The 13,338-nt window shown below is 52.4% G+C and carries 12 protein-coding genes and 2 tRNA genes; 7 read left to right on the forward strand and 7 right to left on the reverse strand.

What is annotated here, in order from left to right; all coding sequences use genetic code 11:
* Positions 1-12: 12 nt before the first annotated feature.
* From WC1_RS08030 to glk, 3 genes are all read right to left on the reverse strand, one after another.
* Positions 13-1,260, reverse strand: coding sequence for a PTS fructose transporter subunit IIC (locus tag WC1_RS08030; protein ID WP_003028252.1), 1,248 nt, complete (start codon positions 1,258-1,260; stop codon positions 13-15).
* A 20-nt stretch (positions 1,261-1,280) separates the two neighbouring features.
* Positions 1,281-1,607: a PTS fructose transporter subunit IIB gene (locus WC1_RS08025; RefSeq protein WP_003028254.1), complete on the reverse strand. Its 327-nt coding sequence runs from the start codon at positions 1,605-1,607 to the stop codon at positions 1,281-1,283.
* Positions 1,608-1,798: 191 nt separating this feature from the next.
* Positions 1,799-2,764, reverse strand: a complete 966-nt coding sequence (glk, locus tag WC1_RS08020; RefSeq protein ID WP_003028256.1) for a glucokinase — start codon at positions 2,762-2,764, stop codon at positions 1,799-1,801.
* A gap of 204 nt (positions 2,765-2,968) precedes the next feature.
* On the opposite strand from glk, the gene WC1_RS08015 reads away from it, so the two are divergent.
* On the forward strand, positions 2,969-4,204 hold the full coding sequence (locus WC1_RS08015; protein ID WP_016150726.1) for an ion channel protein: 1,236 nt from the start codon (positions 2,969-2,971) through the stop codon (positions 4,202-4,204).
* Here WC1_RS08015 and WC1_RS08010 read toward each other — a convergent pair whose 3' ends face one another.
* Positions 4,205-5,857 (reverse strand): alpha-keto acid decarboxylase family protein, encoded by a 1,653-nt coding sequence (locus WC1_RS08010; RefSeq protein WP_016150727.1) that lies wholly within the window; start codon positions 5,855-5,857, stop codon positions 4,205-4,207.
* A 181-nt stretch (positions 5,858-6,038) separates the two neighbouring features.
* On the opposite strand from WC1_RS08010, the gene mgrA reads away from it, so the two are divergent.
* On the forward strand, positions 6,039-7,028 hold the full coding sequence (gene mgrA, locus WC1_RS08005; RefSeq protein WP_003845004.1) for an L-glyceraldehyde 3-phosphate reductase: 990 nt from the start codon (positions 6,039-6,041) through the stop codon (positions 7,026-7,028).
* Between the two features lie 137 nt (positions 7,029-7,165).
* On the forward strand, positions 7,166-7,498 hold the full coding sequence (ypeC, locus tag WC1_RS08000; protein WP_003839243.1) for a DUF2502 domain-containing protein YpeC: 333 nt from the start codon (positions 7,166-7,168) through the stop codon (positions 7,496-7,498).
* Between the two features lie 32 nt (positions 7,499-7,530).
* Here ypeC and WC1_RS07995 read toward each other — a convergent pair whose 3' ends face one another.
* A complete protein-coding gene (locus WC1_RS07995; RefSeq protein WP_003028272.1) occupies positions 7,531-8,769 on the reverse strand; it encodes an Nramp family divalent metal transporter in 1,239 nt (412 codons plus the stop codon).
* A 343-nt stretch (positions 8,770-9,112) separates the two neighbouring features.
* Between WC1_RS07995 and nupC the strand changes: the two genes are divergently transcribed.
* Positions 9,113-10,315 carry a nucleoside permease NupC gene (gene nupC, locus WC1_RS07990; protein ID WP_003028275.1) on the forward strand — a complete coding sequence of 401 codons (1,203 nt, stop codon included), beginning with the start codon at positions 9,113-9,115 and terminating at the stop codon, positions 10,313-10,315.
* Between the two features lie 144 nt (positions 10,316-10,459).
* Here the strand turns inward: nupC and WC1_RS07985 are convergent.
* A tRNA-Ala gene (locus WC1_RS07985) sits at positions 10,460-10,535 on the reverse strand.
* A 221-nt stretch (positions 10,536-10,756) separates the two neighbouring features.
* Between WC1_RS07985 and WC1_RS07980 the strand changes: the two genes are divergently transcribed.
* On the forward strand, positions 10,757-11,119 hold the full coding sequence (locus tag WC1_RS07980) for a YfeC-like transcriptional regulator (protein ID WP_003028277.1): 363 nt from the start codon (positions 10,757-10,759) through the stop codon (positions 11,117-11,119).
* Position 11,120: 1 nt separating this feature from the next.
* The gene (locus WC1_RS07975) at positions 11,121-11,513 is read left to right on the forward strand and encodes a MerR family transcriptional regulator (RefSeq protein ID WP_003028279.1); all 393 of its coding nucleotides are present in this window, start codon (positions 11,121-11,123) and stop codon (positions 11,511-11,513) included.
* Between the two features lie 56 nt (positions 11,514-11,569).
* Here WC1_RS07975 and gltX read toward each other — a convergent pair whose 3' ends face one another.
* The gene (gene gltX, locus WC1_RS07970; RefSeq protein WP_003845002.1) at positions 11,570-12,985 is read right to left on the reverse strand and encodes a glutamate--tRNA ligase; all 1,416 of its coding nucleotides are present in this window, start codon (positions 12,983-12,985) and stop codon (positions 11,570-11,572) included.
* A gap of 258 nt (positions 12,986-13,243) precedes the next feature.
* Between gltX and WC1_RS07965 the strand changes: the two genes are divergently transcribed.
* A tRNA-Val gene (locus WC1_RS07965) sits at positions 13,244-13,319 on the forward strand.
* Positions 13,320-13,338 lie beyond the last annotated feature (19 nt).

Consider the following 13,338-nt stretch of genomic DNA (forward strand, 5'->3'; position numbering starts at 1 on the left):
CAATCCTTTTAATCAGAGGCTTTCAATCAGCAACTTGCCTTTGCGATACATCAGATGGCGAAGGAACACCACCATCAGCGCCGTAATCACCGCGCCTAACAGGATCCCCGCCATATAGACGCCGAGGTTAGTCACCAGCGGCCACGCCCAGATAGCGGATTCCGGGAACCACTGCACGGCCCCCAGCCAGACGGCAGCCGTCGACCCGACAATGGCGCCAACCATATAAGAAGGAATTGCGGTGATGGGACTTTCCAGTGCAAACGGGATCGCCCCTTCGCTGATGCCCATAAATGCGAGGAACATTGCCGTTTTCCCCTGCGGGTAAAGCTGTGCGCTGAACAGGCGTTTGCCGGTTAAGCGACGGTCAATAAGCGTGGCCAGTCCGAGGCCAATCGGCGGAATGACAATCGCAATAGAGCGCGCGGTGACCGGCAGAACGTGATCGGTAGTAAAGCTGAAGGCGACAAAACCTGCGGCTTTATTAATCGGGCCGCCGAGGTCAATCGCCGTTGCCGCGGAAATCCCCATCGCGTACATCAGCGTGCCTTTCTCGCCAGCCGCCGTCAGCAAAGTACGGATCCCGCCGTTAATCCAGCCGCCAAACGGCGTTATCACGTAATACATCGCCAGCATGACGAAAATGGCGGAGAGAATGGGCAGTAAAAAGGTGGTTTTGAATGCCAGCAGGAAATCAGGCAGCTGGATTTTTTGGTTCATCCACTTCACCAGATACCCGGCGACAATCGAGATAATCAGCGCACCAATAAAGGTTGACGGAACCGGAGCACTGGTTACCCATTGCAGCGTTGATGGGTCAAAATTCAGTATCTGTGTCGGCTGAGTAGACATCAGCCCGCCGATGAACCCCGCCGGAAACGCCAGCTTGCCGCCTATGGAGTTGGCAACGAACGCGGCAAACATCGGAATAGCAAAACCAAACAGCACGCCGCCAAAAGATTGCGACAGCCAGGCAAACTTCAGTAATGAGAGATTAAAACCGGTAAATTTTCCGCTGTTCAGCGCATCCATGATGCCAGTGTCAGCAGGAATATCGAGCCAGCTATAGGCGATCAGTTGCGAGAAGGCGAGAATTACCCCGCCCATAATTAACGTCGGCACCATGCGTGAAATACCCGACATCACATGTTGCGGAAGTTCGCCCCAGAAGCTATTGCGGGAGGCCGGTGGATTTTTTATTGCCGCTGCCGCACCAGATGCGCCAGGCACAACGGTTGCACTGCGTTTTTTAATGGCCATATGTAATTCCCTGTCGATGATTATTGTTGTTCAGCGGCAACCATCTCTTCGATCTCTTTAATGATGCCGGCAGCATTTTTTATCGCGTCCTGTAGCGTAATTTCGTAGACATCACGCGACTCAAAACGCTCGTTATCTTCTGGAGTTACGGCAACTGAATGGATGATTAACGTCGCCTCAGCAATATCCTGCGCCGTCAGGCGATTTTGTATTCCGTCAGCGCCTTGGGTTTCGATTTTCACTTCATAACCGGCTTCAACCGCGGCTTCTTCCAGCGCCTGAGCCGCCATAAAGGTGTGAGCCAGCCCCATTGGGCACGCGCAGACGGCAATTAATTTTTTGCTCATAATCATTTCCTCGTAATAGTTAACGAGTGAAATTATGGTCCGAGGAAAGTAACAACCGTTATCAGACAAATAATGCTTTTACTGGACAAATAATCCAGCAATCAGGAAGTGTGACGAAGGTCGGAAAGGTGGGCGGCAGGCATAAAAAAACCGCGTGATTTACGCGGTTTTGCAGATTTCTGATTGAAGAATTAAAGAATATGGCCCAGCGTCTGACGCAAATGCGCACCTGCGCCAAGTAGTCCAGGGTTATCGTGCACAATCAGGTACACCGGAATATCCTGCACGTAGGCTTTAAAACGGCCTTTATCTTCAAAACCACCGCGGAAGCCTGAAGCCTTAAAGAAGTCGAGGAAGCGCGGTACGATACCACCAGCGATGTACACACCGCCAAACGTGCCCAGCGTTAACGCCAGATCGCCGCCAAAACGCCCCATAATGACGCAGAACAGCGACAGCGCCCGACGACAGTCAATGCAGGAATCTTCCAGCGCCCGTGCGGTGATATCCTTCGGCTGCAGATTTTCCGGCAACCGCCCGTCTGATTTGACGATGGCGCGATACAGATTCACCAGCCCCGGACCGGACAGCACGCGTTCTGCGGAAACATGGCCAATTTCGGCGCGCAGGACTTCAAGGATAATTCCTTCTTCTTCGCTGTTAGGCGCAAAATCTACATGACCGCCTTCACCGGGCAGGCTTACCCAGCGTTTGTCCACGTGCACCAGATGCGCCACACCGAGCCCGGTTCCTGCGCCATAGACGGCTATCGGTTTACCTTCAACAGGTTCCGCGCCACCAAACTGGATCAAATGCTCTTTTTTCAGCATCGGGATCGCCATCGACACGGCGGTGAAATCATTGATGATTTCCAGATGGCTAAAGCCCAGATTTTTTTTCATCTCAGCAATAGAGAATGCCCAGGTATGGTTGGTCATTGCCACCCAGTCGCCAGTAATCGGACAGGCAATGGCAATGCAGCCATCTTCGACGCTGACGCTATGCTCATCCAGGTACACGCGCACCACGGCTTCCAGACTGGGGTAATCAAGCCCGGAATAGGTTTTTGCCTGCGAAATCTCGCCGCTGGCAATATCGCACAGAGCAAGACGCGCGTTGGTGCCGCCAACATCCCCTACTAAAGCATATTTTGTCATTCTTCCACTGCTCCGCTAAAGTCAGATTAAATCTTTGCCACACTGTAAATTCATGGGGACATAACAACAACGGTCTGAAGGCTGATGCCCGTGGAAAATCGATCCAGATCACACAATTACTTTATCGTTTCAGCACCATTTGCAGCGATGTCGTCAGGCAGGCTGTGCAAACTATGTCTATGACTCTGTTTTAAGGAATAGAAAATGCTCCATCCGCGAGCCAGAACGATGCTCTTGCTATCAACCCCAGCGCTAATCATTGGCATAGCGTCCAGCCTGGTGTTGATCGTTGTGATGAAAGTGGCTTCCGTTTTACAGCAGTTTTTGTGGGAACGTCTGCCTGTTAGCATCGGTATAGCCCAGGACTCTCCGGTCTGGATTATCGGTATGCTGACGCTCACGGGGATCATGGTCGGGTTAGTTATCCGTTACAGCCATGGTCACGCAGGTCCGGATCCGGCCTGTGAACCGTTAATTGGTATGCCGGTGCCAACGTCAGCACTACCGGGCCTGCTGGCAGCGCTAATCCTTGGCCTCGCGGGTGGCGTCAGTCTGGGTCCGGAACACCCCATCATGACCGTAAATATCGCTCTGGCAGTGGCACTTGGTAGCCGCATGTTTCCCCGCATTGCGAAACTGGACTGGACCATTCTCGCCTCTGCCGGCACCATCGGCGCGCTATTTGGCACCCCCGTTGCCGCTGCGCTGATATTTTCGCAAACGCTGAATAGCTCAAACGATGTGCCCTTGTGGGATCGCCTGTTCGCGCCGTTAATGGCCGCGGCCGCGGGTTCGCTAACCACCAGCCTGTTTTTTCACCCCCATTTTTCACTGCCCATCGCGCACTACACGCAGATGCACTTGATCGATATCCTCAGCGGCGCGGTTGTTGCCGCAATCGCTATTGCTGCCGGAATGGTAGCCGTCTGGTGTCTGCCACGTTTGCACCATTTAATGCATCGATTAAAACACCCGGTACTGATCCTCGGGGCAGGCGGTTTTATCCTTGGAATTTTGGGTGTTATCGGCGGGCCGCTTACCTTGTTTAAGGGACTGGACGAAATGCAGCAGATGGCGTTTAGCCAAACGCTGGGGACATCGGATTATTTCATGCTCGCCGTAATTAAGCTGGCGGCGTTAGTAGTTGCGGCAGCGAGTGGTTTTCGCGGAGGGCGAATATTCCCGGCGGTATTCGTTGGTGTCGCCTTGGGTCTGATGCTGCACGCCCATGTTGAAGCGGTGCCGGCTGCCATCACGGTTTCTTGCTCTATCCTCGGGCTGGTGCTGGTCGTCACCCGCGACGCCTGGCTGAGCCTGTTTATGGCAGCAGTGGTGGTACCAGATACCACCCTGCTGCCGCTGCTGTGCATCGTCATGCTGCCCGCCTGGCTGCTGCTGGCAGGCAAGCCGTTGATGGTCGCTGAGCGCCCTGATAAATAGCTATCCGCCGTTGCGAGATTCCAGCGCACGGGTCACCGTGCGCAATAATTCAGGAAGATCGGCTTTCGGTAGCACTACCTCAATTAACGACAATCGTTGCGGATGGGACAGCCTGGCCAAAACTTCCTCCAGCTGTACCGCCTGCCTCACCCGCCAGCATTCCGCCTGGCATTCACGACTAAACGCCTGCGGCATTAACGTCCAGCTCCAGGCGGCGATATCGTTATAGCGCTGATTTGCCCCGTGTATGGCCCGCTCCACGGTATAGCCGTCATTGTTGAGGAGTAAAATAACGGGTGATTGCCCGTCTCTGAGCATGGAGCCCAGCTCCTGAATGGTGAGCTGCGCCGCGCCATCGCCAATAATCAGGATCACCCGACGGTCCGGACAGGCCGTTTGCGCGCCGAATGCCGCCGGTAGCGCATAGCCTATCGATCCCCACAGAGGCTGAACGAGCACCTCCGCCCCGCCGGGTAGCGAGAGCGCAGCCGCGCCAAAGGCGGCGGTTCCCTGATCGACGAGGATAATGTCATTAGGCGCCAGATACTGCTGCACCGTATGCCAGAAGTTTTCCTGCGTCAGAGGCCCCTTCTCAACCTGAATGCGCGCAACTGGCGGACGTTCTGGCGGCAGTGAAAACGACATTTCCAGACACAGCTCCCGCAATGTGGTGACCGCCTGCTCCATCGGGATGTTAAACCAGCTGGTTCCAATCCGTGAGGCATGTGGCTGAACCTCAATGGTGCGCTCCTGCGGTAGCTGTTGCGTAAACCCGGCGGTCAGGGTGTCGACAAATTGTGTGCCGACACAAAATATCGTGTCGGCATCTTCGATAGACAGACGAACATAATCGCTACTGGCTCCGGCACTGTATGTGCCAACAAACGCCGGATGACGTTCATCGAACAGCCCTTTGCCCATCAACAACGTGGCGTGGGCCATCGGCGTTTCTGCCATCCAGCGCTGTAAAACCGGCTGCAAACCAAAACGTAGCGCGAGAAAGTCCGCGAGCAGCGCGACGCGCGGGCTGTCCAGCAATCGTTCACGGGCATGATAGCGAAACGCTTCTGCCACACTGCTCTCCGGCTCGCTCAGAGGAACAATCAGGATGTCATTCGGTGGTGTAGCGGGCTGTTTTGCCACATCAGCAGGTAACATCAGATAGCCCGGCCTGCGTTCGATGAGCATTGCTCGCAACACGCGGTCAATTTCATAACAGGCGTTTTGTTCATCCAGTACCGCGCTCGCCGTCGTCACCGCCTGCTGCATACGGTAAAAATGTTGAAAGTCACCATCACCCAGCGTGTGATGCATCAACTCCCCACGACGCTGTGCACCGCGACAGGGCGCGCCAACAATATGCAAAACAGGAACATATTCCGCATAACTTCCTGCAATACCGTTAATCGCACTTAACTCGCCCACACCAAACGTGGTGAGCAGCGCCCCTACCCCGGAGACCCGTGCATAGCCATCTGCCGCATAAGCCGCATTCAACTCGTTCGCACACCCGACCCAACATACGTTGGGATGTTCAATCACGTGGTCAAGAAACTGCAAATTATAATCGCCTGGCACACCAAAGAGATGGCCGACGCCACAGCCTGCCAGCCTGTCCAGCAGATAATCAGCAACGGAATACGGGGTTTGCATGACAGCTATCCTTCTGACGGTAACCTCATGTTGAGTATCGAAGAACTGTGATGACTGTCCAGGAAAGTCGCTGTGAAGGGGTGGAAAGCAGGATTTACAGTTTTGGCGGTAAAAATTCATTGAAGAATAGACGGTGTAACCGTATACACTGAAAGATACACGCATTGTGGAAGGGGGTGACATGGTTTATCACGCAGATGAAAATCGTTATCAGACAATGGAGTACCGCCGCTGCGGTCAGAGCGGCCTTAAACTGCCGATTGTCTCGCTGGGTTTGTGGCACAATTTTGGCGATACCACACAGGTCGAAAACAGTCGGGCATTGTTACAGCGCGCATTCGATCTGGGGATCAACCATTTTGATCTGGCAAATAACTATGGTCCACCGCCGGGTTCGGCAGAACGGAATTTTGGTCGGATCCTGCAGGAAGATTTTTTACCGTGGCGAGATGAGCTTATTATCTCCACTAAAGCGGGCTACACCATGTGGGAAGGTCCCTACGGTGACTGGGGTTCACGCAAATATCTGATTGCCAGTCTCGATCAAAGCCTGAAGCGCCTGGGACTGGAGTATGTCGATATTTTCTACCACCATCGCCCCGACCCTGAAACACCGCTCAAAGAAACCATGCGCGCACTGGATCACATCGTCCGTCAGGGCAAAGCCCTGTACGTCGGGTTATCTAACTATCCGGCAGATCTTGCCAGGCAGGCGATTGAAATACTCGACGATTTAGGTACGCCATGCCTTATTCACCAGCCCAAATATTCCATGTTTGAACGTTGGGTCGAAGGCGGTCTGCTGTCGTTGTTACAGGAAAAAGGTGTCGGCAGCATCGCCTTCTCACCGCTGGCAGGCGGGCAGTTAACCGACCGCTACCTGAACGGCATTCCTGCGGATTCTCGTGCGGCAAGCGGCAGCCGTTTCCTGAACCCGGATCACATTACGCCAGAGAAACTGGAGAAGGTGCGGGCGCTGAATGCGCTGGCAGAACGACGCGGGCAAAAGCTTTCCCAGATGGCGCTGGCATGGGTGTTACGGGATGACAAAGTCACGTCAGTGCTGATTGGCGCGAGTAAAACGGCGCAGATTGAAGACGCTGTCGGCATGCTGGCAAACCGTCACTTTACGTCTGAAGAGTGCGCGGAGATTGATGCTATCCTGAGTTGATTGAAATAAAGACACATTTATTAACAAAAAGTGCTCTCACTTGCGATTTAAGAGTTAAGGCGATGAAACGGGGCTTTACTGCCCCGTAATATTGTATTAACAGGCCGGCTACGGCTCGATCGTGAAGGAGAGAAAACATGTTCAGGTCACTGATTCTGGCGGCAGTCTTATTGGCTTTTACACCGCTGGCCGCGAACGCCGGCGAAATCACCCTGCTGCCATCAATAAAATTGCAAATTGGCGATCGCGATAACTACGGTAACTACTGGGATGGCGGCCGCTGGCGCGACCGGGATTACTGGCACCATAACTATGAGTGGCGCAAAAATCGCTGGTGGCGTCATGACAATGGCTATCATCGCGGTTGGGATAAACGCAAAGCTTATGAGCGCGGCTACCGTGAAGGCTGGAATGACCGTGACGACCACCGCGGTCGCGGAAAGGGCCGAGGTCATGGCCACCATCATTAATGTAACAAAAGGGCCCGCAGGCCCTTTTGTTTTTACAAACCGAGCGCGGTTCCTACCAACAGCCAGATATTGAGCGTCACCACCAGCACAACAATCACCCAGCCTACCTGTTTTACCCATCGGGTATTCACCAAATCGCCCATCAGCTGACTGTTGCTGGTGAAAATCAACAACGGCACCAGCGCCAGTGCAATACCAAAACTGAGCAACACCTGGCTCATCACCAGAATACGCGTTGGATCTAATCCCATCAGAATCACAATAAAGGATGGCATCATGGTGACCGTACGGCGAACCCAAAGCGGAATGTGAAAACGGATAAACCCTTGCATCACCACCTGCCCCGCCAGCGTACCGACCACAGTAGAAGAAAGTCCCGCAGCCACCAGGCTTAAACCGAACACTGTCGCCGCAGCGTGACTCAACAGCGGTTCAAGGGTCAGATAGGCTTGATCGAGATCGGCAATACCGGTATGCCCGCTAAAATGAAATGCAGCGGCAGCCGTCGCCATCATCGCCAGATTGACAAATCCGGCAATCGTCATGGCGATAGCCACATCCCATTTCGTGGCCGCATAGCGCTGTTGACGTGTTCCGCCGTGCAGATGCTGGGTTAAGGAAGAGTGCAGATAAATGACGTGCGGCATGATAGTCGCGCCGAGCACGCCAGCGGCGAGGAACACCGCTTCGGAATTAGGTAGGCTCGGGATAACCATCCCCTTGCTAAGTTGCGCGAAGTTCGGCTGGGAAAAGATCAATTCCACAATGTAAGCCGCAGCTACAAACAGCAGCAAGCCGCCAATCACTTTTTCCAGCGGTTTTTGCCCGCGGCGCTGCAACATCAGAATCAAAAAAGTCGCGATACCGGTGAGCACGGCCCCCTGCAATAACGACACGCCGAGGATCAACTTAAAGCCAATCGCGGCACCAATGAATTCAGCAAGGTCTGTCGCCATGGCGATAATTTCGGCCTGCACCCAGTAGAACCACACCACCGGACGAGGATAGTGATCGCGAATTTGTTCCGCCAGATTTTTACCCGTGGCAATGCCAAGCTTTGCCGATAGCACCTGGATCAGCATCGCCATCAGGTTTGCCCAGACCACCACCCACAACAGTTTATAGCCAAAGCTGGCCCCTGCCTGGATGTTGGTGGCGAAGTTGCCCGGATCGATATAGCCGATCGCCGCGATGAACGCAGGTCCCATTAATGCGAGCTTCAACTTGCGCGCTGCCCGTCCACTGCTACTCTCAACGCGATCGTTAGTCATTTTAGTGCCTCAGAAACATAGCCTTTGCTATGTTTCAAGCTACGCCTATTGAGAATGATTATCAAATTCATTTTGATGGGTGAAGTTGATTTCTCTGATAGTGTTTGTCTATGGATCGATAAGGATTCTGGGAAAAACGGTAAAATGTTTAATTATTGTTATAGATTAGCACAATGACATAACTTTTCACTTCGATACAAAGCATAACGGAAGTGTATCACCGATCACTAATTTTGAATCTCGTCACAGGTCCTTATTATAGTGTGTGTTTGATCTCGTTTTCTTTATGGTTGTTACATAGAATGTGCACGAAAACTAAACCTGCCTCATATTTGGAGCAAATATGGACCGCGTCCTTCATTTTGTATTGGCATTGGCCGTTGTTGCGATCCTTGCGCTGCTGGTAAGCAGTGACCGTAAAAAGATTCGCATTCGTTATGTTATTCAACTGCTTGTTATTGAAGTGTTACTGGCGTGGTTCTTCCTGAACTCCAACGTCGGCCTGGGCTTCGTAAAAGGCTTCTCCGAAATGTTCGAAAAACTGCTCGGTTTTGCCAACGAGGGGACGAACTTCGTCTTCGGCAGCATGAATGATCAAGGCCTGGCATTTTTCTTCCTGAAAGTGCTGTGCCCTATCGTCTTTATCTCCGCCCTGATCGGTATCCTTCAGCATATCCGTGTGCTGCCGGTTATCATCCGCGCAATTGGTTACCTGCTTTCCAAAGTGAACGGTATGGGCAAGCTGGAATCCTTCAACGCCGTCAGCTCTCTGATCCTGGGTCAGTCCGAGAACTTTATCGCCTATAAAGATATTCTCGGCAAAATGTCTCGCAACCGTATGTACACCATGGCTGCAACGGCGATGTCTACCGTTTCCATGTCTATCGTCGGCGCGTACATGACCATGCTGGAGCCGAAGTACGTTGTTGCGGCGCTGGTACTGAACATGTTCAGCACCTTTATCGTGCTGTCGCTGATCAACCCTTACCGCGTTGATGCCAGCGAAGAAAATATCCAGATGTCTAACCTGCATGAAGGTCAGAGCTTCTTCGAAATGCTGGGTGAATACATCCTGGCGGGTTTCAAAGTGGCAATTATCGTTGCGGCGATGCTGATTGGTTTCATCGCGTTAATCGCTGCCCTGAACGCCCTGTTTGCCACCGTGACCGGCTGGTTTGGCTACAGCATCTCCTTCCAGGGCATCCTGGGTTACATCTTCTACCCGGTTGCATGGGTAATGGGTGTACCGTCCAGCGAAGCGCTGCAGGTGGGCAGTATCATGGCGACAAAACTGGTTTCCAACGAATTCGTTGCGATGATGGACCTGCAGAAAATCGCCTCTACGCTCTCTCCGCGCGCTGAAGGCATCATCTCTGTGTTCCTGGTCTCCTTCGCTAACTTCTCTTCTATCGGTATTATCGCCGGTGCGATTAAAGGTCTGAACGAAGAGCAAGGTAACGTAGTTTCCCGCTTTGGTCTGAAGCTGGTGTACGGCTCTACGCTGGTGAGCGTACTGTCTGCATCTATCGCAGCACTGGTGCTGTAAGCGTAAGACAACGTCGTAGTAATAAGGCCGGGGAATTTCCCCGGCTTTTTTATGCCTGCTATTCAGCAGAGCAGAGAGATATCGGTAAGAATCGACAGGATGCAGAAACAAAAAACCCCCGCTTTTCAGCGAGGGTTTAAATTTTGGTGGAGCTAAGCGGGATCGAACCGCTGACCTCTTGCATGCCATGCAAGCGCTCTCCCAGCTGAGCTATAGCCCCATTACGTAAAGCTTGTCGAGTTGACGGGCGGCATCATATGAATTCCCTTCGCGTGTGTCAACGGCAAAATTAACTCATAGAATTCAATCGCTGAAAAAGCAGTCAAATGAAGAACATTGCGTAACAACTCGCATTCAGTAGTTAAACGCGTCACGGTTTCTACTAAAATGGTGCTATAAAATGAGCCACTAATTAACCCCACGACTATTCAGGGAATCGTTATGTTCAAGGAACGGATGACGCCAGAAGAACTTGCTAATCTGACCGGATACAGCCGACAGACCATCAATAAATGGGTGCGTAAGGAGGGTTGGGCTACATCACCAAAACCAGGCGTACAGGGCGGTAAAGCGCGTCTGGTTCACGTCACCGAACAAGTTCGTGAATACATTCGCAGTGCTGAGCGTTCAGCCGAAGGTTTATCAGATAATTTATCGTTATCAGGCGATACCTCTATCGAAGCTCTACTGATTAGGCTCGCCAAAGAGATGACTCCGTCAGAACAGAAAATGTTTACGTCACTGATCCTGCGTGAAGGCATTACGGGTTTATTACAACGCTTAGGGATCCGCGACAACAAATAATATGAAAAAATTACGCAGCAAAATGACGACCGAAGAACTGGCGGACTGTCTCGGAGTTGCCAAACAAACCGTCAATCGTTGGATCAGAGAACAAAACTGGACCACCGAAAAGTTTCCCGGCGTTAAAGGGGGTCGTGCAAGGCTGATTCATATCGACTCCAGCGTCCGCACGTTTCTGCTCAATATTCCGGCTTTTCGCAAAGTACCTGAAATTTATCAGGCAGAGGAACCGTTGGCAGAATACAACCACGTGGTGCGTAGCCACGCCTGTCGCCAGATAATTAGCGCACTGGACAACATGTCCCCAACGGAACAAGAAAAGCTGGCAATGTATATTTCTCGCGAAGGTATTCGCACTTTCCTTACCCGTCTGGGTATTGATGAGTCTGAATAACAGGCAAAAAAAACGGCAGGATGCGCTCCTGCCGTTGTTTCATCGCTCAACCGAGCTTACTGCTGGCTTTCACGCTCAGCAATAAACGCCAGCGCTTTATTAATACGCTCAATGCTGCGGGATTTACCAATCGCATGCACTGTGACGTCTAACGCCGGAGACTGACCCGCACCGGTTACGGCTACGCGCAGCGGCATTCCAACTTTACCCATACCCACTTCCAGCTCATCAGCGGTCGCCTGAATCGCGTGGTGCACGTTTTCTGCCGTCCACTCGCTGATAGCAGCCAGTTTATCGCGAACCACTTCCAGCGGCTGACGTGCTACCGGACGCAGGTGTTTCTTCGCGGCGTCCGCGTCGAACTCAGCAAAATCTTCGTAGAAGTAACGGCAGCTCTGCGCCATCTCTTTCAGCGTTTTGCAGCGCTCACCCAGCAGTTTAACCAGCTCAGACAGCTGCGGGCCGACGCGAGTGTCGATATTTTCCTGCTCAATGTGCCATTGCAGATGCGTTGCCACATATTCCGGTGCCAGCGCATTAATGTAGTGATGGTTCAGCCACTGCAGTTTTTCGGTGTTGAACGCACTGGCAGACTTACTCACCGCACCAAGGGAAAACAGTTTGATCATCTCTTCACGGGTGAAGATTTCCTGATCGCCGCTGGACCAGCCCAGACGCACCAGATAGTTCAGCAGCGCTTCCGGAAGGTAACCGTCGTCGCGATACTGCATAACGCTGACCGCACCGTGACGTTTAGAAAGTTTTTTACCATCGTCGCCGTTGATCATCGACACGTGTGCATAAACCGGCACCGGCGCATTCAGCGCTTTCAGGATGTTTATCTGACGCGGAGTGTTGTTGATATGGTCTTCACCACGAATAACGTGAGTGATTTCCATATCCCAGTCGTCGACCACCACACAGAAGTTGTAGGTCGGGGAACCGTCGGTACGGCGGATGATCAGATCGTCCAGCTCCTGGTTGCTGAATTCGATCGGCCCACGGATCTGGTCATCAAAAATAACGGATCCATCCTGCGGGTTGGCAAAACGCACCACGCATGGTTCATCATCAGCATGATGTTCATGACCGTGGCGGCAGCGACCGTCGTAACGAGGCTTCTCACCGTTTGCCATCTGCTCTTCACGCAGCGCGTCCAGACGTTCTTTGGAGCAGTAGCATTTATACGCGGTACCGGCTTCCAGCATCTCATCAATCACGGCGTTGTAGCGATCAAAACGTTTGGTCTGGAAGTACGGGCCTTCATCCCATTCCAGATTCAGCCAGTTCATGCCATCCATAATGGCTTCAATAGCTTCCGGAGTGGAGCGTTCGAGATCGGTGTCTTCAATACGCAGCACAAACTCACCGTCATGGTTACGTGCAAAAAGCCAGGAATATAGAGCAGTACGCGCACCACCGACGTGCAGGTAACCTGTCGGGCTTGGCGCGAAGCGAGTTTTGATTTTCATGAAATGGCCTTACGTTTATAAAGATGCCGACAACCGGCAAATCCAGGGAAGATTATCAGGCTCGTATTCTATCACTGTGGTCTGATTCCTCAATGTTGTTCAGGTTGGAACATCACGCTTTGCCATTTTCGTATACAAATCATGCTGCATGGATTGATTTGCGATCGTTTTGTTTAAATTTACGACGAACGAACAAATTCTTTAGAAAATGCGTTGACTCATTTTCAACTCTCCCTATAATGCGACTCCACACAGCGGGGGTGATTAGCTCAGCTGGGAGAGCACCTCCCTTACAAGGAGGGGGTCGGCGGTTCGAACCCGTCATCACCCACCAACTACTTTATGTAGTCTCC

Source organism: Citrobacter sp. KTE30, from assembly GCF_000398825.1.
GTDB lineage: Bacteria > Pseudomonadota > Gammaproteobacteria > Enterobacterales > Enterobacteriaceae > Citrobacter > Citrobacter freundii.

Bases quoted from the DNA above. Each gene is read 5' to 3' on its own strand.
- glk (WP_003028256.1), bottom strand. From the start codon at position 2,764: ATGACAAAATATGCTTTAGTAGGGGATGTTGGCGGCACCAACGCGCGT.
- WC1_RS07980 (WP_003028277.1), top strand. From the start codon at position 10,757: ATGTTCAAGGAACGGATGACGCCAGAAGAACTTGCTAATCTGACCGGA.
- gltX (WP_003845002.1), bottom strand. From the start codon at position 12,985: ATGAAAATCAAAACTCGCTTCGCGCCAAGCCCGACAGGTTACCTGCAC.
- WC1_RS07975 (WP_003028279.1), top strand. From the start codon at position 11,121: ATGAAAAAATTACGCAGCAAAATGACGACCGAAGAACTGGCGGACTGT.
- ypeC (WP_003839243.1), top strand. From the start codon at position 7,166: ATGTTCAGGTCACTGATTCTGGCGGCAGTCTTATTGGCTTTTACACCG.
- WC1_RS07995 (WP_003028272.1), bottom strand. From the start codon at position 8,769: ATGACTAACGATCGCGTTGAGAGTAGCAGTGGACGGGCAGCGCGCAAG.
- WC1_RS08030 (WP_003028252.1), bottom strand. From the start codon at position 1,260: ATGGCCATTAAAAAACGCAGTGCAACCGTTGTGCCTGGCGCATCTGGT.
- nupC (WP_003028275.1), top strand. From the start codon at position 9,113: ATGGACCGCGTCCTTCATTTTGTATTGGCATTGGCCGTTGTTGCGATC.
- mgrA (WP_003845004.1), top strand. From the start codon at position 6,039: ATGGTTTATCACGCAGATGAAAATCGTTATCAGACAATGGAGTACCGC.
- WC1_RS08010 (WP_016150727.1), bottom strand. From the start codon at position 5,857: ATGCAAACCCCGTATTCCGTTGCTGATTATCTGCTGGACAGGCTGGCA.
- WC1_RS08025 (WP_003028254.1), bottom strand. From the start codon at position 1,607: ATGAGCAAAAAATTAATTGCCGTCTGCGCGTGCCCAATGGGGCTGGCT.
- WC1_RS08015 (WP_016150726.1), top strand. From the start codon at position 2,969: ATGCTCCATCCGCGAGCCAGAACGATGCTCTTGCTATCAACCCCAGCG.